Source organism: Shewanella sp. ISS20 (assembly GCF_056522965.1).
On the sequence record NZ_JAWRZK010000001.1, the window covers coordinates 1,332,084 to 1,353,755 of the forward strand.

21 protein-coding genes and 1 pseudogene are annotated in these 21,672 nt (G+C 43.2%); 10 read left to right on the plus strand and 12 right to left on the minus strand.

From position 1 onward, the window contains the following. Positions 1-333: 333 nt before the first annotated feature. The 5 genes and pseudogenes from AC1HDP_RS06060 to AC1HDP_RS06080 form a co-directional block, all read right to left on the minus strand. Positions 334-618, minus strand: a complete 285-nt coding sequence (locus AC1HDP_RS06060) for a hypothetical protein (RefSeq protein ID WP_479638041.1) — start codon at positions 616-618, stop codon at positions 334-336. Between the two features lie 105 nt (positions 619-723). Then, a pseudogene (locus tag AC1HDP_RS06065) lies at positions 724-886 on the minus strand (transposase); the annotation flags it as partial. Between the two features lie 123 nt (positions 887-1,009). Then, complete coding sequence (locus AC1HDP_RS06070; RefSeq protein WP_479638042.1) at positions 1,010-1,672, minus strand: hypothetical protein; 663 nt, start codon at positions 1,670-1,672, stop codon at positions 1,010-1,012. Continuing rightward, positions 1,665-2,123, minus strand: coding sequence for a methyltransferase (locus AC1HDP_RS06075; RefSeq protein WP_479638043.1), 459 nt, complete (start codon positions 2,121-2,123; stop codon positions 1,665-1,667). Before AC1HDP_RS06075 ends, AC1HDP_RS06070 begins: the two co-directional genes overlap by 8 nt. A gap of 276 nt (positions 2,124-2,399) precedes the next feature. Further along, a protein-coding gene (locus AC1HDP_RS06080; RefSeq protein WP_479638044.1) for an IS3 family transposase occupies positions 2,400-3,559 on the minus strand; the annotation gives its coding sequence in 2 pieces (ribosomal slippage) (positions 2,400-3,310 and positions 3,310-3,559; 1,161 coding nt in all). A 74-nt stretch (positions 3,560-3,633) separates the two neighbouring features. On the opposite strand from AC1HDP_RS06080, the gene AC1HDP_RS06085 reads away from it, so the two are divergent. The 5 genes from AC1HDP_RS06085 to AC1HDP_RS06105 all read left to right on the plus strand — a co-directional run bounded on the left by AC1HDP_RS06085 (position 3,634) and on the right by AC1HDP_RS06105 (position 7,916). Next, entirely contained in the window at positions 3,634-3,894 is a 261-nt protein-coding gene (locus AC1HDP_RS06085; protein ID WP_479638045.1) for a hypothetical protein, read from the plus strand. A gap of 574 nt (positions 3,895-4,468) precedes the next feature. Continuing rightward, the gene (slyA, locus tag AC1HDP_RS06090) at positions 4,469-4,945 is read left to right on the plus strand and encodes a transcriptional regulator SlyA (RefSeq protein WP_479638046.1); all 477 of its coding nucleotides are present in this window, start codon (positions 4,469-4,471) and stop codon (positions 4,943-4,945) included. A 7-nt stretch (positions 4,946-4,952) separates the two neighbouring features. Beyond that, positions 4,953-6,011 carry an HlyD family secretion protein gene (locus AC1HDP_RS06095; RefSeq protein WP_479638047.1) on the plus strand — a complete coding sequence of 353 codons (1,059 nt, stop codon included), beginning with the start codon at positions 4,953-4,955 and terminating at the stop codon, positions 6,009-6,011. A 372-nt stretch (positions 6,012-6,383) separates the two neighbouring features. Next, entirely contained in the window at positions 6,384-7,412 is a 1,029-nt protein-coding gene (locus tag AC1HDP_RS06100) for a DUF2955 domain-containing protein (protein ID WP_479638048.1), read from the plus strand. A gap of 231 nt (positions 7,413-7,643) precedes the next feature. Beyond that, positions 7,644-7,916 carry a DNA polymerase III subunit epsilon gene (locus AC1HDP_RS06105; RefSeq protein ID WP_479638049.1) on the plus strand — a complete coding sequence of 91 codons (273 nt, stop codon included), beginning with the start codon at positions 7,644-7,646 and terminating at the stop codon, positions 7,914-7,916. Between the two features lie 177 nt (positions 7,917-8,093). On the opposite strand, the gene AC1HDP_RS06110 is transcribed toward AC1HDP_RS06105, so the two are convergent. Then, complete coding sequence (locus AC1HDP_RS06110) at positions 8,094-8,936, minus strand: LysR family transcriptional regulator (RefSeq protein ID WP_479638050.1); 843 nt, start codon at positions 8,934-8,936, stop codon at positions 8,094-8,096. A 258-nt stretch (positions 8,937-9,194) separates the two neighbouring features. Here AC1HDP_RS06110 and AC1HDP_RS06115 point away from each other — a divergent pair, with 258 nt between their 5' ends. From AC1HDP_RS06115 to AC1HDP_RS06135, 5 genes are all read left to right on the plus strand, one after another. Beyond that, the gene (locus tag AC1HDP_RS06115; RefSeq protein WP_479638051.1) at positions 9,195-10,697 is read left to right on the plus strand and encodes a flavocytochrome c; all 1,503 of its coding nucleotides are present in this window, start codon (positions 9,195-9,197) and stop codon (positions 10,695-10,697) included. Next, complete coding sequence (locus tag AC1HDP_RS06120) at positions 10,697-11,047, plus strand: cytochrome c3 family protein (RefSeq protein WP_479638052.1); 351 nt, start codon at positions 10,697-10,699, stop codon at positions 11,045-11,047. The genes AC1HDP_RS06115 and AC1HDP_RS06120 overlap by 1 nt, the downstream gene beginning before the upstream one ends. Positions 11,048-11,073: 26 nt before the next feature. Further along, the gene (locus AC1HDP_RS06125; protein WP_479638053.1) at positions 11,074-12,726 is read left to right on the plus strand and encodes an HAL/PAL/TAL family ammonia-lyase; all 1,653 of its coding nucleotides are present in this window, start codon (positions 11,074-11,076) and stop codon (positions 12,724-12,726) included. 663 nt (positions 12,727-13,389) lie between these two features. Beyond that, on the plus strand, positions 13,390-14,172 hold the full coding sequence (locus tag AC1HDP_RS06130) for a 5'-methylthioadenosine/S-adenosylhomocysteine nucleosidase (protein ID WP_479638054.1): 783 nt from the start codon (positions 13,390-13,392) through the stop codon (positions 14,170-14,172). Between the two features lie 140 nt (positions 14,173-14,312). Further along, positions 14,313-15,584 carry a NupC/NupG family nucleoside CNT transporter gene (locus tag AC1HDP_RS06135; RefSeq protein WP_479638055.1) on the plus strand — a complete coding sequence of 424 codons (1,272 nt, stop codon included), beginning with the start codon at positions 14,313-14,315 and terminating at the stop codon, positions 15,582-15,584. A gap of 193 nt (positions 15,585-15,777) precedes the next feature. Here AC1HDP_RS06135 and AC1HDP_RS06140 read toward each other — a convergent pair whose 3' ends face one another. The 6 genes from AC1HDP_RS06140 to AC1HDP_RS06165 all read right to left on the minus strand — a co-directional run bounded on the left by AC1HDP_RS06140 (position 15,778) and on the right by AC1HDP_RS06165 (position 21,205). Then, on the minus strand, positions 15,778-17,313 hold the full coding sequence (locus AC1HDP_RS06140; protein WP_479638056.1) for a helicase HerA-like domain-containing protein: 1,536 nt from the start codon (positions 17,311-17,313) through the stop codon (positions 15,778-15,780). A 543-nt stretch (positions 17,314-17,856) separates the two neighbouring features. Then, on the minus strand, positions 17,857-18,483 hold the full coding sequence (locus tag AC1HDP_RS06145; RefSeq protein ID WP_479638057.1) for an amidohydrolase family protein: 627 nt from the start codon (positions 18,481-18,483) through the stop codon (positions 17,857-17,859). Beyond that, a complete protein-coding gene (locus AC1HDP_RS06150; RefSeq protein WP_479638058.1) occupies positions 18,453-18,713 on the minus strand; it encodes a hypothetical protein in 261 nt (86 codons plus the stop codon). The genes AC1HDP_RS06145 and AC1HDP_RS06150 overlap by 31 nt, the downstream gene beginning before the upstream one ends. Next, positions 18,676-19,539: an amidohydrolase family protein gene (locus AC1HDP_RS06155; protein WP_479638059.1), complete on the minus strand. Its 864-nt coding sequence runs from the start codon at positions 19,537-19,539 to the stop codon at positions 18,676-18,678. The genes AC1HDP_RS06150 and AC1HDP_RS06155 overlap by 38 nt, the downstream gene beginning before the upstream one ends. 366 nt (positions 19,540-19,905) lie before the next feature. Continuing rightward, entirely contained in the window at positions 19,906-20,721 is an 816-nt protein-coding gene (locus tag AC1HDP_RS06160) for a GGDEF domain-containing protein (protein ID WP_479638060.1), read from the minus strand. A gap of 22 nt (positions 20,722-20,743) precedes the next feature. Continuing rightward, positions 20,744-21,205 (minus strand): hypothetical protein, encoded by a 462-nt coding sequence (locus tag AC1HDP_RS06165; RefSeq protein ID WP_479638061.1) that lies wholly within the window; start codon positions 21,203-21,205, stop codon positions 20,744-20,746. Between the last annotated feature and the right edge of the window lie 467 nt (positions 21,206-21,672).

The following is a 21,672-nucleotide window of genomic DNA, read 5'->3' on the forward strand; positions in this document are numbered from 1 at the left end:
CTGCATTTACAACAAAGGTTACAATTGAAACCTGTGCCAAAAACTGCTGTAGATATTGAAACAGAAACAGAAGCAGAAACAGAAACAGATGCAGTGCCGAAAACTGACAGCGCCGCCGAAATGGCACCACCAAAGTCACCCGAGCCAAAACCAAACCATTAGATAGCGATATTCGTAAAGGTGTTCAAAGTAAGCGCTTCAATGTACAGCCAAAGGTACAGGCAACGCCTGAAGTTCAGTCAAAAAGTGCCAGCGTTACCAGAGCCAATTAATCCATTCGCTGCCACCATCAGTAATTACGTAAATCTAGTGACATCATAGCCGTTTGTGAACTTAGGCTTGCTCGCGTGTTTGCATTAAGTAATTGGTGATGACCAAAACAAGCGCCAGCGCGCCATAAAGCACTATGACGCCCATTTGCACAAAGAAGGCAGTAATGCCACCTTGATCTCCGCCGAAGGCGGCAAAGTAGCAAGACATTGCCCCACCAAGAACCACAAGTATTGCGCCTCCGGCTCGATACACTAGGCCCAGTACGGGTTTTAATCGGAAAGAGCGGCGTAATGTCGCCAAGTAAATAATGACGGGTACCAGCAACATCAAGAGTCCAATAATCATCTCAATCCCGCGTTATGTAATTAAAAAAACTATCACCACCTTCAGCAGTAAGTCCGTTGTCGCCGCCTTTAGTAATAATGTTGTTTATGTAAAAACTGAAATATCCACACCAATAACAAATACAGCGTCGAGTTCAAACAGCAGTAACTCAACCCAACTACGACTATGGTCATAGTTTTCCTAGAATAGATGTATCAATATCGCAAAGAAAGGCGCGGCTAACGACACAACTACAGCAATGGTAGAAAGGTGTGTCTGCAACACTAATTTACGTTCTTCTGGGACGCGGCATAACAAAGCCCCAACAGCGACATTGTCATTCAGACTAATAGAGGATGCCAAATCACATTAGTTAATCTTGGATACCCTTGTTTGCTTTAATCTATAGTTGCTACAGATTTTCATCAATAAATTTTGAAATGTTCTTTATTGATATGTGCCTAGCACAAGTCCCTTTTGAGTTTTTAACTAACCACTGTTCTTTTTTACGCTTCCACATTGTCATAAACGTATTGCTATCAATGTTGTTACTAAACCTTATCGCAATGATACAGTCACTAATTATTATTCTACCCGAGTTGAAGTAAGTGGTTTTACCGACATCCCTACCTACTCGACTTATTAATATATCACCTGCTATTGCGTAGAAATGTTTGTTTGATTCATTGATGCTTTCGTCGAAACTCAAAATTGAAAAATCTTTTATTTTAACTGATGTGTGGTAAAAACTTTCATCTAAACCTCGGCATTCTTTACTTGAGTTTTTCCCTCTAAATATTTTAAACCTTATACTTTTTGTTGGCATAGAGTTTTCATATAAACCCTCAATCTCACTTTTATCTTCATGTATTTTACTATCTAAAAAATAGTAGTGAATATAAGAATACTTTTCAGCTTTTGGTTTCGAGTTTTTTATATTTACTATAAAAGTTTTAGCTTCTGTTTTCTTGAAGCTTCTATGCTTGCACTCGACTAAGCTAATTAGTGTGAATTTTGAAAAAATATAACTTCTAAATTTTGCCAGTCTGTCGGAGTTGACGATCACATCAGGCACAATTATTGACAGTGTTGCTCCACACTTTAATATCCTTAAATTTAACAACAAAAAAAACAATTTCCATTCTAATCGTTTTTTGATTGGAAAATATTTTAGATAGCTCATCATCAAACAAAGATTTTATTCTTTCATTTATGTTAACTTGTGCAAATGGGGGGTTGCAGACAGCTAAGTCAAATTTTTTATTTTTGATTTCAGTGCTTAAACTTAATGCGTCAGCGCAAATGTGCGTAAATCTTGGATACTTCAGTTTTAAGTATTGAACATTTTTGGGGTCAATATCAACTGTGAAAAAGTCAATATCACAGCTATTTGCCAGTATGGCGTCTACTAGAGCGCCTTCACCTGCGCTGAGTTCGATGCATGTTTTGACATTTTTCAAATCGATAAGTGATGCTAGTAAGTCACTTATCGGTTTAGACGTATAGTATTGATTTAACTCAGACACTTTATATGCTAATCTCAAAATCGCAAATTTTACAGCTTAGTATCTAAAAGGTAAAGGACTAGTTCAATATGGATGATCAAGACAATATACTGTCTTTTCTGGATAGCGGTGAGTATGAGGAGCGGGCTGACTACTTAAGTGATGACGAGCTCGAAGAATGGACTGCAACAAGCTCACATTTTAACAATATCCAAAGAAAACTAATACAGGTGGGGGCAAAGTTAATTGTAGGCCCTAGAGGTACTGGTAAGACTCATCAGATGAAATGTGTACTGGTCAACTCAAACTGGACACTTTTAGTTGAGAATTTTCAAACTCTACTGGTGATAAATCATTATTAGCTGAATGAAGGCGCTCTAAGTTGTAATACCTCATATAAGCGGCCACATCCGACTTCATAAACTCATTTGTTGGTTGACTAACCTTAAAAATCCAATCGTGTTTTAAGCTACCAAAGAAACGCTCAACAACGGCATTATCCCAACACGCGCCAACATCACCCATGTTGGCTCGGATACCATAACTCGAGAGCAGCCTACCGAATTGCTTACTGGTATATTGCGAGCCTCGGTCACTGTGAAATACCAACCCTCTTGCCGGTCGGCGCAGGTTGTAAGCTTTCATTAATGCCTTAGATATCAAATCCGTGGTCATGCGTTTGTCTATGTGCCACCCCACAATCCGGCGTGAATATAAATCCATCACCACCGCCAAATACATCCAGCCTTCACCTGTCTTTAAATAGGTCACGTCACCTGCCCAAACCTGATTAACAGATACTGGGTTAAAGTTCATGTTTAGCAGGTTATTAGCCACGGCATCAGAGTGTTTGCGCTGTGTCGTCACCTTATAAGCCCGTCGCTGGGTTGCTTTGAGTCGAAGGCGGTGCATAATTTTACGAACGAGATAGCGACCAACCTGGTAGCCTTCCTTGCGCAATTTCTTCACCATTTCACGATTACCTAAGCTGCCTCGACTTTGCTTAAATAGCTTTCGAACAAGGCGATAAAGCTTCAGTGTTTCAAGACTTATCACGTTTGCAGGGCGTTTATGCCAATCGTAATAGCCTGACTTACTGACACTCATTACTCGGCATAACAGCGCAGTAGGAAACTGGTTAGATAACTGTTTAATGAAGCGAAATTTTACTTCATTTCTCTCGCAAAGAAGGCGCTTGCCTTTTTTAGAATTTCTTTCTCCATGCGTAGTTCTTTGTTTTCTCTACGTAATCTCTTTAACTCATCACGTTCAGATTCTTGTAGGGCGATACCCTGTTGCAATGCTTGGTGTTTTTCCTTCCAGTTATAAAGCAGGCTTGTGCTAATCCCAAGAGACTTTGCTGCCTCAGCAATACTATAGCCCTGTTCTAGCACCATTAAGACGGCTTCGTCTTTGAATGTCTGCGGATAACTTTTATGTGATTTTTTTAAACTCATATCGACCTCTTAATTTATTGACCATACTGTCTCAAAATTAAGTGTCCGATGGAATTAGACCAGAACACTCTTTCTTGGAAAAACCTATTAAACTAGATTTCTCTGTTATTCAAGAAGCTGCAACAGTATGCAATACATTAGTTAAAGAGCTTAATGATAAATTGTTTTCTGACATTTTAGTTAGAAGTACTTCTTTTATAAATTGGAATGGTGATTTACGAACTGATAAGGTGAATTTTAATCCATATTTTTTTATATTTTCTCCTATTTCAGAACATAAAAAACGTAAAGAAAGTTATAGCGCTTTTATAGCTTATTGTGATATTAAAGTTTAAATGTGAGTAGAGCAAAAAACAGCCGTTGATTGTAAAACAACCACATACAGCACTTTCAGTTGGCACTGGAGTAACCAAAAGTGACTTAGCCACAAAAAGATTAGCAAGGCTGCAACAAACCGATGATGGCGGTGAAGGTGGATGGCTATTTGACTGAAAATTATGATTTTTAACAATAGTCACCAACCCATTGCCTCCTTGAATAACTTGAAAGCTACTATCGATGAAATAGGCGGGAAGTCAGCCTGTGTTGAAGTGCTTACAACAAGACGCAAAATGTCGATGTTGTGTCTCTAAATGCTCACAGTGATGAGTGAGTTTTGGCTGCGTGCCCACACAATGCTATTGGGCTGGTTATTGCATTGATTACCGACTAAATACCTTTGGTTGGAGCGCGGCCGCAATGAAGCTTACCCTGCTATTCCAACCGCTATTTGGTTTTTTATTCCCCCTACTCCTATCAACTTGCACGGTCAACATAAACCATTGTTAATCCGCTATCGCCTGTGCTGGCATTTACTTAGCCTGCTAACTAAGTACAATGCTTAGCACGCTAACTAAATGAGTCAGCAAGATGCAAACCAATGAATTAGAGCGATTAAAAGAATTATCACTGGCAGAACAGTTTGGCCGTTTGCATAGATTGTGGCGCAACGTGGCGGATATCGAGCTGGCGCCGCTGGGATTAACCCATGCGCGCTGGACGGTATTGTGGAAACTGCTGCGCCTTGGTGACAAGGTCAGTCAAAAAGCGCTGGCCGATGGCTTAGAGATTGAATTGGCATCACTAATGCGCACCTTGGGGCAATTAGAACAGCAAGGGTTAGTCGCGCGCCATTGCTGCGACAAGGATAAACGGGCCAAGATTGTGTGTTTAACACCTGAAGGCTTAGAGGTATTAAAGCAAATGGAAGTGCGGATAATGCAAGTGCGCCGCGAGTTACTGCTTGGCATTAGTGCCAACGAACTCAGTGAGTTTGAACGCATTATTAACCTTATCAGTGACAATGCCATCGCCAAATTGGCTAAGCCGATAGATATCAGAGAGTGAGAACAACATGTCACCCGATCAACAATTTGCCCGTTTAGTAAAATTATCCATGTTTGGCTTTGTCATGGTTTTTGGCTACTTCATGTTAGCCGATACCATGATGCCATTGACGCCGCAAGCCATGGCGACCCGTGTCGTGACTAAAGTGACGCCGCAAATTAGCGGTAAAATTGAGACCATAGCCGTGACCAATAACCAAACGGTGGCTAAGGGCGATTTATTGTTTCAAATCGATGCTGCGCCCTATGAGTTAGCAGTATCACAAGCCAGATTGGCCTTAGAGCAAGCGCGTCAAGACAATGCCGAATTAGATGCGTCACTCTTGGCGGCTAAAGCGGACGTGAATGCCAATCAAACTAACGCTCACCAAAAGCGCAGCGAGGCGACACGCTTAGATACCTTGTATGCCACCCATGGCGTATCGCAGCAGCAAAGGGATCAGGCCGATAGTGATGCAGCCACAGCGCAGGCCAATTTACTCGCCGCCGAGGCACGTTTAAAAAAACTTAAAGTGAGCCGCGGCAATTATGGCGAAGATAATCTTAAGGTGCGTCAGGCGCAAAATCACCTCGCTCAAGCCGAGCTTAATCTGTCTTACACCCAAATCCGCGCCGATCAAGATGGGATTGTGACTAACTTGCAGTTAGGCGTAGGCAGCTTTGCCACTGTCGGCCAACCTTTGTTGGCCTTGGTATCCGAAAAGATTGATATTATTGCTGATTTTCGTGAAAAGAGTCTGCGTGGCGTCAATGAGGAATCGAGCGCTTTGATTGCGTTTGATGGTGATCCTGGTCATTTATATTTGGCAAAGGTAAGTAGCGTGGATGCCGGCGTGAGCGCTGGCCAATTTGATGCTAATGGCCGCTTAGCCGCGCCGCAAGAATCTGATCGTTGGGTGCGTGATGCGCAGCGCTTAAGAATTCACCTGCAATTAGAGGGCGTAGCTATGCCAAGCTTAGCTGCCGGCGCGCGCGCAACTGTGCAATTGCTGCCAGAAAATGGCGTATTTAATTTGCTAGCGCAAATGCAGATTAAAGCCATCAGTCTGCTGCACTATGTTTATTAGCCGTAAACTGCAACGTCTATTAGCGGCTAACTACCAATGGATGAGCACGGCGAGTCCCTAATCAGTGGCATAGCTAATGGCTCGCTTAAATGACTTGTCTAAATCGCTTGTCTAAATCGCTTGTCTAAATAAATAGGATTCACATGGCTAATGCCATATCTAATGCACTCGATAGGCGCATATTAACTGCTACTGCCACTCACTTATTAACGCGCTGCACATCGCCGCCTGTAAGTTATTTGCCCGCTATGCGGCGCGTAAGTACTTAAGTGATGCCAAGCAATAGAGCGCACGACGAGTGTTAACCTAGCCTAAGCCCGCTAAACATCCTAAACCTTGGTATCAATACCACCAAAGAACAAGGCAACCTGCATGTTATTACGCCATAGCCCATTGACGGCTAACGATTTACGCCAGTGTTTACGGATTGCCACCGGGGCGACCTTAGGTTTTACTCTGTGTAAAATGTTTGACTTGAGCTATGGGGTCTTTTTCACTGTCACTCCCATGCTGTTACTCGGGCTGATGCCAGTGATGAACGCGCACGCCATGCGCCAGTTATTGGCTTCATCTGCCATGGCGGGTATAGAAGTCGGCTTGCTAGCGGGACTTTTCGGCGGCAATCCCGGCATGATGACGCCCCTAGTATTCTTACTCTTTCTATACCGATTTGCAGCCATGTCCCGTGGCAGTTTATTCCTATTTGGCGCCAACGGTGTGTTAAGCCTCAGTATCATGTTGCACTTTGCCAGCTATCCCAGCACTAACTTAAACGACTTAATTTTCAGTAGCTTTTGGGCAACAGTACTGTCAATTATTATCGCTTATGCCATGACAGCACTCTGGCCAGATGTCGAGCCAAGAACGGCATACAAGCCTGGGCCTAAGGCACCGCATAGAATGCGCCATGAAGCATTACTGGGCGCAACAATAGCCACGGCATCGTTTTTGGTATTCCAGATATTAGACTTGCGCGATTCAATGTCGGCGCAAGCAACCACCTTGTTGCTGTTGTTTCCTATGCATTGGAATGGCGCGCTCGATTATGCGCGCAAACGTGCCATCGGCACTTTGCTTGGCGTATCGTTTGGCATCGTGGTGCAGTTGGTACTCTATGACTGGTCAGGATTATTAATCTTAGTCGCGCCCCTGTTGTGGATTGGCTTGATGATCTTTAGCCAGGCACATGTTAAAGAAGCCAATGGTTCAGGCGTGGGCTTTGGTGCCATGACGACGTTAGGCATTCTCTTTGGCCAATACCTGACCCCTGGCAACGACTTGATCTTCAGTGCCTTATATCGAGTCAGCAGCGTACTCATCGCCATAGTTGCCACGCTACTCCTGTGCTACCTAATCCATAAGTTATTGAACCGTTTTGAAGCAACGCGCTTTGGTTATTGAGTGGGCTCAGTGTGTTTAAAATCTAGGGTTTTACTCATTAGCCTTAAAAGTTCACTTAAGTGCGCTATGGCATTAAATCTGAGTGTTGCGAGCACTGCTGGGTATTTGCCGCTTATTTAGGGCAAGCTTATGGTAGAATCCCCCATCAGCTTTATGAATGTGCAACACAACTCATTTGTTTAACTGAGCGTAGTGAAATACTACCGTGATTAACTAATGAGGAGAAAAATTATGAGTAAATTAAACGCCGCTGAACGTAAAGCCCGCGATAACGCCCGTTTTTCACAACGCGTCGATGAGCGCCGAGTGAAAGGCGAAGATGTCGTTGCCTACGTACTTGGCAACAAGCTTGCGTATAAGTTTCTGACTAAGACTGAGAAACACAGTTTTAAAGAAAGAGAAATCACGCTTGCTGAAGAAGCCAAGCTGAAAAAAGAGCAGTATGCTCAACTTAAGATCGAGCAAGAATTAGAAAAAGCCGAAGCCGCATTTAGCGCTGAGTAACTTTATCTAACGCGCCGTCAATCATATAAATAAGTATGCCAGCGATATGATTGATGGCTTATCGGTTCAGGTTTAGCTTGGCCATAATTAAGCCCAAGTGTACCTCTACCTTATCCATAACTAAGGGTACGGCAAGCAAATTGCCATTGTTTATAGCGAGCCAATAAGCAAAACACGCTAACTAATTTTTGAAACTATTCTATCTATCAGCCCAATATTATGTAACTCGTGTTTACGCTCGCGGTTAACATAACAGGCAATCGGGCCATCAATATTACCAGGGGTCGGCCCGGTGCATTTTTCTAACATCTCATGTGAAAAAATAATCGCTTCTGGCAATAAGCCAATTCCCATACCGCGTTCAATTAATTTACACGAAAAATCTGGTGTATCTATCACCATCACTTTGCGAAAGTCAGGATTGTTATACATGCATGCTGCTAAGTCATGCCAATGATTCCAGACTTCAGAGTGCACAAAGGTAGGAATAGGTGAGCTAAATTCCATACCTCTTTTTTTTGCCCAAAAAAATTTAAGATTATCTAATTCAGCCACGGGTTCAAATATTGGATGATGGTTAAATATACCTTCAGTAATAATTACATCTACCTCGCCAGCATCCATCCATTCTTTTAACGTTGCTAATTCACCGGTATGGATTTGAATAAAAAACTCTTCAATAAATTCTGAGGTTAATTTGGCGGATAAATATTTTTCATACAATCTCGGCTGAGTGGCTATTTTTACTACAGCTTGTCTATCGGATTGCGATAATGCGGCATTCATCTCATTAATAGATAACACCACACTTTCAGCCTTAGCAAAAATGTCACTGCCCGCTTGCGTTAATCTGACACCATGGCTTTGGCGCTCAAATAATTTTGTGCCTATTTGTTTTTCAAGCGAAATAATACTTGAGCTAATACTGGGTTGAGTGGTTTTTAAAAAGCTAGCGGCTTTAGAGAAAGATGAAAATTTAGCCGCGTAATAGAAATGATGGATACAGGTATTCTTAAGCATGGTTTTTGTGCTCTGCGTCAATATTTATATAATTTTGAGATTACATTCAAAGCTATGAATTTTTGCCTTTATTTCGCGAACTAAATAACTCGGATTAATTAGCGCCATATCAGCGCATTCATCGCGAAAACATAGCCACAATAGCAGGTATTGTAAATTAATATACCGAGATATATCAGACCAATATCACAAACTAAGCACTGCTTGATGAATATTATCCTGTTGAAAACTGAAATTAACTTATTTAGTGAGATAATAATGAAAAGAAGAGCGTTTCTCGCCAAAAGCCTAGGGTTCAGCGCAGCAATTGCCATACCATTTTCGTCATCGGCAGTAACAGCCGCAGATAATTGGGATCGCGAGTACGATTTAATTATTGTCGGTAGTGGTTTCGCCGGTTTAGCCGCGGCCTATTCTGCCAACCAAGCTGGGTTAAAGAATATTTTAGTGTTAGAAAAAATGGAAACCTGGGGCGGAAACTCAGCCATTTGTGGCGGCCTTGCGTGTATGCCCAATACCAAATTACAGAAACAACTCGGTATTGAAGACTCTCCAGAGTTAATGATCCAAGACATGATGAAAGCCGGTCGCGGTTTTAATCATCCAGAATTATGTAAAACCATGGCTAATGAAGCACATACCGTCTATGACATGCTGATTGGTTGCGGCGTTGAGTTTAAAGATAAAATTATTCGCTTAGGTGGGCATAGCGCGCCAAGAGCGCATATTCCAGCCAATGCTTCTGGCGGCGGTATCGTTGTGCCTATGCATAAGTATTTGCGTGATAAAGGTGTGCAGTTTCAAAACCGCACTCAAGTCACCAAACTGCTGCGTGATGATAACAAGGCGATGACAGGTGTTGCAGTTCAAGAAAAATTTGATTTTTACGCCGGAAAATTTAAAGGCGAAAAGACCTATAAGTCACGCCATGGCGTAGTCGTCGCTACCGGTGGTTGGGGCCAAGATAAGAAATTTGTTAAAACCACTATGCCAATTTATGCCCATTTAGAAGCAACTGCGCACCCTGGCGCCACTGCAGGCATGATTAAATCACTGCTCGAAGTCGGCTCGCTGCCTATCATGCTAGATATGTATCAATTAGGCCCATGGGCCACACCGGATGAGCGCGGCGCTGGACCTGCCTCCTTCTTTGCCGATTATGCCTTTAGTGAAGGCATAGCCATCGATCCTAAAACCGGCAAGCGCTTTATGAATGAATTGGCTGACCGCCGCACCCGCGCAGAAGCTCAGTTAGTCGTGTTAGAAAAAGGCACGGCAGAGCAACCTAACTATCCGTTTACTTTTTGTAGTGAGGCTACAACCAAACGCGCCGAAGGTTTTGCGGGTGCTTATCGCGATGGCGCCGTGTTTAAATCAGACTCTGTGGCTGAACTGGCCAAGCGTCATGGCGTCGATGAAGCGGCATTAACAGCATCGATTGCTGATTGGAACGAAATTGTAGCTGGCAAGCCGGATCCATTTAATAAACCACTGGATAGACGCACTGAATTAGTTGCGCCTTTCTATTCACTGCGTTTGTCACCGAAATTGCATTATTGCATGGGCGGCGTCGGTATTACCCCGAACGCAGAAGTGATCGATGCCACGACGTGTGAACCAATTAAAGGTCTATTTGCAGCAGGCGAAGTCGCTGGCGGTACTCACGGTATGGATAGATTAGGCGGCTGTTCGTCCGTCGATGGTTTAGTGTTTGGTCAAATTGCCGGCAGAAGCGCCGCGAACTATAAGGCGAACTCATAATGAAAACTTCTTTTGCCGTTGCCTTATTAGCAACCTTGTTATCTTGCAGCGCGTTTGCCGCTAAGCCGACGATTAAAGATCATCACATTCAAGCCCTTGGCAGCGAGATGAATTGTCGCACTTGCCATACCACTAAAGGCGCATTTGAACGCCCAAGTGCTCAAGCTTGTATTGATTGTCATGGCGGCATGCATGACATCCCTACTCTGCCTAATCGTTTTGATAAGAATCCCCACAATTCTCATCATTATGAGGACTTACTGGAATGCACTGTGTGTCACTCAGAACATAAACCGTCAAAAGACATTTGCTCTGACTGCCATAAAGTCGAATTTAACAATCTGAAATAAATATTCCAGCCATTTGAGAATTAACCATGAACAAAAAACTATTGGCATTACTGATTGCTGCGAGTTTACCTTTATCCGTGAATGCGGCCACTCATACCTTGGATGGGCGCTCATTGAGCGTTGATAAACTGTGGGAAATATCCCAACCAGGTGAAGATGTTACCATTTCTAAAGAGGGGTGGCAGAGGATTGATGCCTCTTATAAGGCGCCAATTCAAGCCGCGGCCGATGGGCGATCTATTTATGGCTTAACCGTCAACTATGGCGCTCTTAAAGGTCAACGCGTCGCGGGTTCGTCAGTGGAAGATGAGCCTAATCGCACCGCTTCGTTAGAGTTTAATGAGCGCCAAATGCGTATTCAAGCGGCAGGTGTTGAGCCATTTTTAACTGAACGTGAATCGAAAATGGCCATGGTTATTCGTCTCAATCAAATGGCTGCGGGTTATACGGCTATGAGCGCGGAAGGCGCACAGGCGTTTATGGATTACATTAACGCCGATGTCACCCCGCTCATTCCGGGGCGCGGTTCATCTGGTGCCAATGATTTAAGTCTTGCCACGCATATCGGCTTAGCCTTAATGGGTGAATGGGACGTAATGTATCAAGGGCAACGTCGCCCATCGGCAGAAGTGCGCAGCGAACTAAAACTTAAGCCGTATCGACCTTTTGGTTTAGATGGCATTTCAATCTTATCTAACGGTAACGTCGCTGAAGCGCAAAATATTGCAGCGCTGAAAAAAGTCGAGCATTTACTGGATCTGACCCCAATAGTCATTGCTTCATCTCTTGAGGCATTGAATGGTAATATTTCCCCTTTCTTGTGGCATACCGTTGATACAAAAGGCTGGCCACAAGGCCACGAAGCCAGCGAAGCAATTTTAAACGCACTCAAAGGCTCGTATTTATGGCAACTGGATAGCGAACGAGGCCTGCAAGATCCGCTGTCATTCCGTTCATCGGGTTATATCTTAGCGGCCGCGATGGAAGAATTGCGTCAAGCCAAAGAGTTACTCAATACCGCCATCAACCACACCACAGATAACCCGATTGTGAATACGCTGGCGCGTGACGATTTATGGTACAGTGATATGCCAGCGGTCAATGCTTTGCGCGTAGGTGATGACAATGTATTCGTTAATTCAGGGGCCAATTTTGACAACACTCAATTAGCCATTCAAATGGAATCGCTTGGGCGCGCTCTTGCGCAAGTCATTCATATTTCGGCATGGCGTACCACTCAGTTAGATGATGGCCACCGTACCCATTTACCGACTTATCTGGTAGCAAAAGAAAACGTCGGCGGAGATGGTTTTGCTAACATAGCGCAATCTATGTCAGGAATTTATGCCGAAGCCATGACCTTGACCAATAGCGCTACTCTGTATGGCATTCCGACTTCAATTGGTATTGAAGAGACCTTTAGCAACGTTAACTTAATCGCTAATCGCGTAGAGAAGATGGCAAATATTGGTTATGAAATTTATGCCTACGAAGTGCTGCATACCACTCAAGCCATGGAAATGCGCGTGCGTGATCATGATAAAGAGCTTGGGCAAGGCACTGGTCAATTAATGGAGCAGTACCGTAAGGTTGTACCATTTGTGGAAAGAGATCGAATTTTCACCCCGGATATTAATAACGGCATTCAGTTCTTAAAGACCTATTCTTTCGGTCAATAACCCAAGCTGATTAAGCATAAGGCTTAACACGAGCCCATAGCTCTTGATATGAATATAATAAGCGGCCTTATTTAAGGTCGCTTATTATTGAAGATAAATTAGCTAATCCACTCATCAAAAAGTTTCCACGGCTGTTATTGATACTTCTATTTCCACCTCAATTCACCTTTAAATTGGCGCTATCAACCACGCTTAGATTTGTACCTAAACTCACACTTAAATTCGCACTTACGCTTACAACTAAAACCAGCGGTTAGATGTATAATAAACCACCACTCATTCTAATTTACCTATCTTCAACATTCATTATCACGCTTACACTGAATGACAGTATTTAATCTTGTTGGGCGCATTTTTATTGCACAATTAGCATACGGCAATCGAACACTAACAATACACCTTTACTACATGATTAGTCGCTAATATTGGAAACTGTGTTCTCAAATAACAAGGTTGTAACCTCAGTGTTATTTCAAACATTTAATCAACGCCACCAATGTCATTAGTAAACAAGACTATTAGCGATAACCGTCTAAGTCATAGTGATTAATCGATCGCTATTATTAACAAGCCCCCCCAATTAGATAACTACTGTATAGGTTGTCGCTAAGGTTAACGATTGTTAAGATCCACGCACTTTCCATGTTGAATATATATATCCTCATGCCTACTACTGAACAACTGTTATCCGATAATCAATTGCCACCGATTTTGATCCAAGGGGCGATGGATATCGAAGTGGATACCTTGATTGCAGCCCTAGATAAGGTGACAGTCACCACCTTTGGCTCATGGACGTTTTGGCAAGGCGAAATTAATCAATATCCTGTCATCGTTTCCCGCACAGAAATTGGTTTAGCTAATGCCGCCGCGGCAACCACTTTAGCGATAGAGCATTTTCGCCCTAAGTGCATCATTAACCAAGGCACGGCTGGCGGCCATGATCCTCAGTTATTCCGTGGCGATATAGTGATTGGTGAACGCAGCTTTAATATGGGTTCGTATAAAACTGACTTCACTAAACCTGGCGAAGGTATTCACCCTACCCGCTGGCACAATTTTGATATGACCATGTACCTGCGTGAGAACGGTGATGTGGTGAAACATAATCACTTTAACGCCGACCCTGCATTAGTGGCACTGGCGCAATCACTTGCCCCAACTTACACCAAGGGCAAAGTAGTGACGGGAATTATTGGTACTGGAGATGAATGGAATCGCGAGTTAGATAGAATCAATTGGTTCCATAATACCTTTGGCACCGCCGTTGAAGAAATGGAAACATCAGCAGCCGCTATGGTGGCCGAAGCCTACAAAATTCCGTTTGTCAGTATTCGAGTATTATCTAATACCGATCAGCATGATCAAGATTTTGAGCCACAAACGGCGATAGATTGTCAGCACTTTATTCTGAATGTGATTGATGCGGTAATTACCGCTAATTAATAGCGTGACTCATTTACGTCATACTTAGTCATCCCATTACATCGGCAATCCATGATTAATTACCATGCGCTGAATTCAGCTAAGGCATTTATTCAGGGATTGCCCCCCTTTGGTTTCACTTTTAATTGTAGATAAATTAAATGCATATTTTAATTAGTATTGTTGGCATCATTACTTTGCTGGCTGTGGCTTTTATTGCCTCAGAAAACCGTAAAGCGATTAACTACCGCACGGTTGGTATTGCTTTTTTATTGCAGTTTATCCTTGGCGGATTTGTCATTTATTCCTCTGTGGGTCAGTCAGTGCTATTTTCCATGGCGAGCGCCGTATCTACTGTCATAGGTTACAGCAATGATGGTATGTCATTTATGTTTGGCGGCTTAGTCAGCGATAAAATGTTTGAACTCTTTGGTGCCGGTGGTTTTGTTATTGCCTTTAGAGTATTACCAATTATGGTATTTTTTGCGGCGTTATCAGCCGTACTCTATTACCTTGGCATAATGCAAAAAGTTGTCGCTATCGTTGGTGGCGCCTTACAAAAATTATTAAACACCAGTAAAGCTGAATCTATGTCAGCCAGTGCCAATATCTTTTTAGGGGTCACAGAAGCGCCATTATTGATCAAACCTTATATCCCTAAGATGACTCGCTCTGAATTATTTGCAGTGATGTGCGGCGGTTTAGCCTCAATTGCCGGCACTATGTTGGCAGGTTATGCGCAGCTGGGTATTAAGATGGAATATCTGTTGGCAGCATCCCTGATGGCAGCGCCAGGCGGGTTATTATTTGCCAAACTGCTTATCCCACACACAGAGCCCTTTAACGATGAACCGCTGCAACTGACTGAGCAAGATGAGCAGCCACGCAATATTATCGATGCAGCCACCTCAGGCACCATGAATGGCTTATCCCTTGCTCTTGCCGTTGGCGCTATGCTGTTTTCGTTTGTGAGCTTAGTGGCACTGCTAAACGGTATGCTTGGCGGTATTGGCGGCTGGTTTGGTATTGATAACTTAACTCTGCAGCAAATTCTAGGCTATCTGTTTGCGCCAATTGCGCTCTTGATGGGTGTCTCTTGGGATGAAGCCATGCTTGCGGGTTCATTTATCGGCCAGAAAATCGTTATTAATGAATTCTTTGCCTATATCAACTTAGCCCCATATTTAAGCGGTGATGCCATAGTGGCCGCGACTGGCATGCCGATGTCTGAGCGTACTCAGGTGATTTTATCCTTTGCCCTGTGCGGTTTTGCTAACTTCGGTACTGTGGCGATTGCCATTGCCGGCATTGGCGGCTTAGTGCCTGAGCGCCGCTCTGAAATTGCCACTCTTGGTTTTAAAGCGTTAGCGGCGGGTGTATTGTCAAACCTGATGGCAGCTACCATTGCTGGTTTGTTTATGAGCTTAAGCTAACTTGCTTTAGCACTAATAATGCGGCATTACCTATGTAGCATTGACATTTAGCAGTAGCACTTAACGCTCAGCTTGGATGAATACCAAGCTGAGCGTTAAACCAAGTCCCTTGAGTCAAATCAAACAGCCATTCCACTAGTCATTTCACATAAGCATTCAAGCACTCATTCCATCTATTTATACAAATCAAGCGCTAGCGTTTACCCGTTTTACCTAAAATTCCGCCTAAAATGCCGCGTAAAATTTGTTTACCTAACTGACTGCCCACAGTGCGCGCTGCCTGTTTAGTTAAGGTTTCGGCTAAGCCTTGACGGCGACTATTGCCAAAAATAAGCTCACTAAACCAACCAGGCTCATCTTTAGTTGATGCCGCTGAGTCAGTCGTTGATGGCGAGCGTTGAGCGGTTGCAATACTAGCATTGGCAGGATTATTAGCGCTGGCGCTAGAGAGAGCATTATCTGCACGCCGATTAAGTAATTCGTAAGCCGATTCACGGTTAATGGCATTATCGTATTTGCTGCCAATCGGACTTTGACTACGAATTTGTTGTAACTCTGCAGCCGTCGCGGCCCCCATGCGGCAGCGTGGCGGGGCTATGATCGCGCGCTCAACCATAGTGGGTACGCCTTTATCCGCCAACATAGACACTAGGGCTTCACCCACACCAAGCTGCGATATCACCTCACTGACGACAAGTTTAGGATTGGGCACAAAGGTTTCGGCGGCGGTCTTAACCGCTTTTTGATCCCGCGGCGTATAAGCACGCAAGGCATGTTGAATGCGATTACCTAATTGGCCTAGAATTTCGCTGGGAACATCATCAGGAAATTGTGAGCAAAAATAAACGCCTACGCCTTTAGAGCGGATAAGCCGCATAATTTGCTCCACCCGCTTTAATAAACTCGGTGGGCAGCCTTCAAACAGTAAATGAGCTTCATCAATAACAAACACTAATTTGGGTTTATCCATGTCGCCGACTTCTGGCAGATTCTCAAATAATTCAGACAAGATCCAAAGTAAAAAACTCGAATACAATCGTGGCGTTAAAATCAATTTATTGGCGGCGAGTAAGTTAATCACGCCCCGCCCCTGCAAATTAGTTCGCATTAAATCTTCTAGCACTAATGCCGGCTCACCGAAAAAGTCCTTACCGCCATCGCGCTCTAACCCCAAAACTTCGCGCTGAATAGCCGCCAATGTTTGCGCGCTAACCAAGCCATATTTGGCCGAGATTTGCTTGCGATCATCGGCGACAAAAGTCAGCAAGGCACGCAAATCATCTAAGTCGAGCAGCAACAATCCTTGATCGTCAGCCAATTGAAACACTATATCCAACACCCCACTTTGAGTGTCGTTAAGCTCTAACATGCGACTGAGTAACGTCGGCCCCATGTCGCTAATGGTGGTGCGCAGTGGATGCCCTTGTTGCCCCGCTAAATCCCATACCACCACGGGATTGGCTTCATTGTGATAATTCTCAACCCCAATATCGGCAACTCTCTGAAGCAGTTTGTCATTAGCAGTACCCGCCACCGCAAGCCCTGAAATATCGCCTTTTACATCTGTGATAAAAACCGGTACACCTTGGCGCGAAAAACCTTCCACTAGGCTCATCAAGGATACTGTTTTGCCTGTGCCCGTGGCGCCAGCAATTAACCCATGACGATTAGCATACTTAAGGGTTAAGTACACAGTTTGGTCACCTTTTCCAATTAATAGCGTATTCACGGGCATTCCTTATTGATTGATGCTTAAGAGTAAAACCCAGGCTTAGCGCCCTTAGCTACTTACAGCCTAGACGGGATTGGGCAGTAACTCCCAACGCACGGCTAAAACTTGAGTTAAGCGGCGCTGGTGCTGTGTTGGCTCTGATGTTGGCATTGCAGGCTTAGCACTGCTGTTATCTAATCTATGACACTGTTTATTGCGTTATTGCTTATTGCGTTATTTATTATAACCTTAACCGTGCTATTTATCGCAAAGTCACTGTCAATATTGATTAATCTTGAGTGTTAGTCTTAGTCTAAAGCCTGTCAACTTGCGGGATGAAGACGCCTAGAAATAGCATTCGCCAGACAATAAAAAACCGCTAAAATAGCGGATTTTTAAGATATTGATTACGCACTGACGAAACAAACACTATACCAAGCCGTAATTTTCTTAGGCTTATTGAGCTTGATAGATAGATTTACCCGCTTTAATGGTTTCCACCATCTTAATATCTTTAATCGCAGTTTTATCAACCTTGAGCGGATTAGCATCCAAAATCACTTAGTCAGCAAGCTTGCCAACTTCCAGCGTGCCTTTTGAGTCTTGCGCTGCTAATTGCTCAGCCGCCCATAAGGTCATGGTCTTGAGTCCTTCATAAGGCGTCACACTTTGATCTATGCGTATTTCAGCGCCAGCGCGCGAAATACGATTCACAGCAGTCCACAACATAAACATTTGATTTAATGGCGTGACCACAAAATCTGTATGGTTGGTTGGGTGTAATCCCGCATCAATAGCATCACGCATCGGGCTGATATACATGGCTTGCTCTTGACCGCGATTCTTTATGTGCGTCTCAGCAAAATAATAAGTATGTAAGCTATAAAATGATGGCCTAATACCGTACTGAACAAACTTAGCTATCTGATCTTTACGAGTAAACTGCGCATGAATAGCCGTAACATTACGCGGCTTGGCTAAGTCATCGCTGGCCGCAAATTCATGAGCCGTGATTAAGGAGTCAATGGCGGCATCCCCAGTAACGTGAAACAGCACGGGCACATCAAGCGCGTACACTTTTTTCAGTCCCTGATTAATGGTGTCTTGTGGAGCAAACAGTTCACCCTTCCAGTTCTCTTCACCACTAGGGCCACCGGTTAAATAAGCGTAGTAAAGGCGGCTGTGCACCCTTGCGGTGAGCCATCAATGGATATTTTAACGCCACCAATTTTAAAGTCGCTGTTATATTTACCCCAAGATTCAACCGGATAAGCAACTAACGTCTTATCAAGATCGGTAATAAAAGGGAAAGCGACGACATCAATCAGATTGACACCAGCATCAGTGGCACGTTGAATCGTTTGTAGTTGCGGAAAATGGCTAGCGCCTTCTTGCGCAGTCGTAATCTTCTGAGGCATACAATAACTGCGCGGCCTTAGTGCCGGTAATTTCTTGCTCAAGCGTTAGTGGCGCCGCGTTTTCAAACACGGGTAAGAAAGCGGTTTCCATGATGAGGCCCCAAGGTTCATTGGTGCCAGGCTTACGCACAATAATGCCACCTGCAGGCGTTTTGGTATTAGTATCAATGCCAAACTGCTTTAATGCTAGGCTATTCATCACAGCGCCATGCATAGACACGTGATCAATGCGCACCGGGTTGCTCGGGAAGGCAGCATCTAAATCGTCACAATTCAAAAGACGACCCTCTGGCATAACAGTATCATCATAACCGTAGCCCATAATCATCACGCCTTCGGGGATGTTATTGCGCTTCACGAATTGTTGGATTTCGCTGATGATGGTGGGCACATCTTTACCTGGGCCTGCGGGCGGCGCGTACAACTTTACCTGACTGGCCACCGACAAGGCATTAATGTAGTGGCTATGAGAATCAATAAAGCTAGGTAATAACGTCTTGCCCTTAAGATCAACCTCTTGAGCCTTACCGCCATAGGTAGCTAAGGCATCCGCTTTACTACCCACAAAAATAATTTTGCCTTCGCGCTGCACCAACGCTTCGGCATAGACAGGAGTATCACCAGCCATAGCGATGATATCGCCGCCGAAATATAAGGTTTGCTGTAACTCATAAGGATTAGCTATGGCCTTAGGAGCTTCAATGGCAGAAGCATTAACTTGATGCTCGGTGGCAGGTTTGCTGCACCCCGCCAACAGGCCCGCGGCAACGGCGAGTGATAATTTAACGAAGGTATTATTTGCTGCATGTATGCATCCTTTCATCATCTGTAATTAAACAGCTTAAGGTCAAAATCGTGGCCAAGCGTAAATTCAGCTCCCAGGATTATCTAAATGAGCCACTGCCGGCATGAATTAATGAGGCGAATTGTTAACGAGGAGTAGCCATTCAGTAACACCACTAGCATTAGACGTTAACGAGTCATGAATGGCAAGAGTTTGTCTAGGTTCGCAGGGGGAAGTTAGGCAGGGATAAACTTGGGTGTTAGCCACGATTAACTAATCGCAGCTATGCTCAGGATTTTCTAATAAAAATGATAAAGCTTACTGTGTTGCGACCCTAACAAAAATGAGCATGAGAGGCATGGATTGAGCTTGCAGCAAAACCACTATGCCTCTAAGGCAATCCAAGCATTAAAGCTGATAAATAGTGACTTGGTTGCGCCCTGAATTCTTAGACTGATAAAGAGCCTTATCAGCCGTATGAAACGCTTCCTTCAACGGCATTTGTGACTCAGAGTGAAGCGCACCAATGGATATTGTCACTTCGATATGGTTTATCTTTTCACTATTTATTACGCTTAATAATTGATTGGCTTTGAGATTAAATTGCTCAAACGTAAGTTTACCATTAAAGATAATGACAAACTCTTCGCCACCCCAGCGGATAGCAAGATCAGAGGCTCGCATTGATAATTTCAATCTATTAGCAACTTCGGTAATCACTACATCTCCGACAGCATGGCCATAGATATCATTGATTTTCTTAAAATGATCAATATCAATCAAACAGATAGACGATACCAAGAGCTTATTATTGATAAAACCATCTTTACGATAAAACCCAGACAATTTATCGATTCGGCTTTCGATATAAAACGCTCTTAAATATTTAGCAAACAAAAAAATACTATACAAAATGATAGTGCATAGCAAAATGGCGATGCCAGTATAAGGTAAAGAAGATTTTACAGGTAAGCTGACATTTCCGCTTTCACTTGTAAGCGCTAACGCGCGCTCAACAATTTCACTTATGTCATTTCTATCACTAGATAATTCAAACCAAGTCATTTTTTCATCATTAAATTTTGTGACAAAGTCATCGATAAAATCACTTTTGACATCAATAACTAATACCGAAAAGACTTCACGATCCAAATACAATGGATAATAAATTGAAAATAGCTCTTCATTCGTTCCTACTTCAACATAAGGCCCGAAAACACTCATGGTTTAAAAAATAGTTAGGGCACTATTTTTTAATAGTTTTATCAATCTTTTCCAACGTCAAAATATGCTTAAGATAATCACCAGCAGTTGAATAGCGCTCATATAGATCGACATATTCATGCCTAAAGGGTTTGGGGATGATGTATTCAGGATACACACTCGCAACCGTCCATAAGTTATCTGCTATGATCGGATTGCTTTGCAACTCGTTTGATAAATTATCAAGCGAGTCAGATAGATCTCTAACCTGTCGCTCCTCGGTCCCATGAACCATAACGCAGCAATCGTGGTTGGTACTGGCAACTACAATGAGCTCAGTGTTAAGACTGTTTATGTTGTATCTATATATTGCGTCACTAATAAAAAGAATGTTAGTGATAAACTTACTATTTAGCTTATCTTTGTTAATTGACTCAAGCAGATGGACAGTAACAAGGGATACCGCAAATGATAATACAATGCCAATGACATTTATTTTTTTCATGATACCAACTGTCCTAAAATAATTATACAAATTAAGTATGAGCCTAGAGCCGTGACAATAAGTCACTATCGCTACATTTGTTACAAGCTATGTTAACTTTAGTTATGAATGTGCTGGCTTCAATTAAATAAAGAATGAATATTCGCAAAAACAAAAATTATAACACAGCTTTGTAAGCAGGTAATCACGTAATCACGTAATCACGTAATCACGTAATCACGTAATCAGAAATGCTACAGCATGAGTCTATATCTGTAAGCAATATTGACGTAGATGTTTATAACTATTATTGGCTAGTAACCATCGCCTATCCGCAAATTAATGACCTATTGCCTAACGTGAACCTGCGGTGGTGATATTCCAGTAACGCCTAGTTACTTTAGAGACACTTATCGCTGAACTTTAGGCATTACTTCCCCTAATAAGTAAAACTATTTATTTAATTCATCTAACAAATGATTAAAGAG

Bases quoted from the DNA above. Each gene is read 5' to 3' on its own strand.
- AC1HDP_RS06060 (WP_479638041.1), bottom strand. From the start codon at position 618: ATGATTATTGGACTCTTGATGTTGCTGGTACCCGTCATTATTTACTTG.
- slyA (WP_479638046.1), top strand. From the start codon at position 4,469: ATGCAAACCAATGAATTAGAGCGATTAAAAGAATTATCACTGGCAGAA.
- AC1HDP_RS06095 (WP_479638047.1), top strand. From the start codon at position 4,953: ATGTCACCCGATCAACAATTTGCCCGTTTAGTAAAATTATCCATGTTT.
- AC1HDP_RS06100 (WP_479638048.1), top strand. From the start codon at position 6,384: ATGTTATTACGCCATAGCCCATTGACGGCTAACGATTTACGCCAGTGT.
- AC1HDP_RS06105 (WP_479638049.1), top strand. From the start codon at position 7,644: ATGAGTAAATTAAACGCCGCTGAACGTAAAGCCCGCGATAACGCCCGT.
- AC1HDP_RS06110 (WP_479638050.1), bottom strand. From the start codon at position 8,936: ATGCTTAAGAATACCTGTATCCATCATTTCTATTACGCGGCTAAATTT.
- AC1HDP_RS06115 (WP_479638051.1), top strand. From the start codon at position 9,195: ATGAAAAGAAGAGCGTTTCTCGCCAAAAGCCTAGGGTTCAGCGCAGCA.
- AC1HDP_RS06120 (WP_479638052.1), top strand. From the start codon at position 10,697: ATGAAAACTTCTTTTGCCGTTGCCTTATTAGCAACCTTGTTATCTTGC.
- AC1HDP_RS06125 (WP_479638053.1), top strand. From the start codon at position 11,074: ATGAACAAAAAACTATTGGCATTACTGATTGCTGCGAGTTTACCTTTA.
- AC1HDP_RS06130 (WP_479638054.1), top strand. From the start codon at position 13,390: ATGCCTACTACTGAACAACTGTTATCCGATAATCAATTGCCACCGATT.
- AC1HDP_RS06135 (WP_479638055.1), top strand. From the start codon at position 14,313: ATGCATATTTTAATTAGTATTGTTGGCATCATTACTTTGCTGGCTGTG.
- AC1HDP_RS06150 (WP_479638058.1), bottom strand. From the start codon at position 18,713: ATGCCTCAGAAGATTACGACTGCGCAAGAAGGCGCTAGCCATTTTCCG.
- AC1HDP_RS06155 (WP_479638059.1), bottom strand. From the start codon at position 19,539: ATGATGAAAGGATGCATACATGCAGCAAATAATACCTTCGTTAAATTA.
- AC1HDP_RS06160 (WP_479638060.1), bottom strand. From the start codon at position 20,721: ATGAGTGTTTTCGGGCCTTATGTTGAAGTAGGAACGAATGAAGAGCTA.
- AC1HDP_RS06165 (WP_479638061.1), bottom strand. From the start codon at position 21,205: ATGAAAAAAATAAATGTCATTGGCATTGTATTATCATTTGCGGTATCC.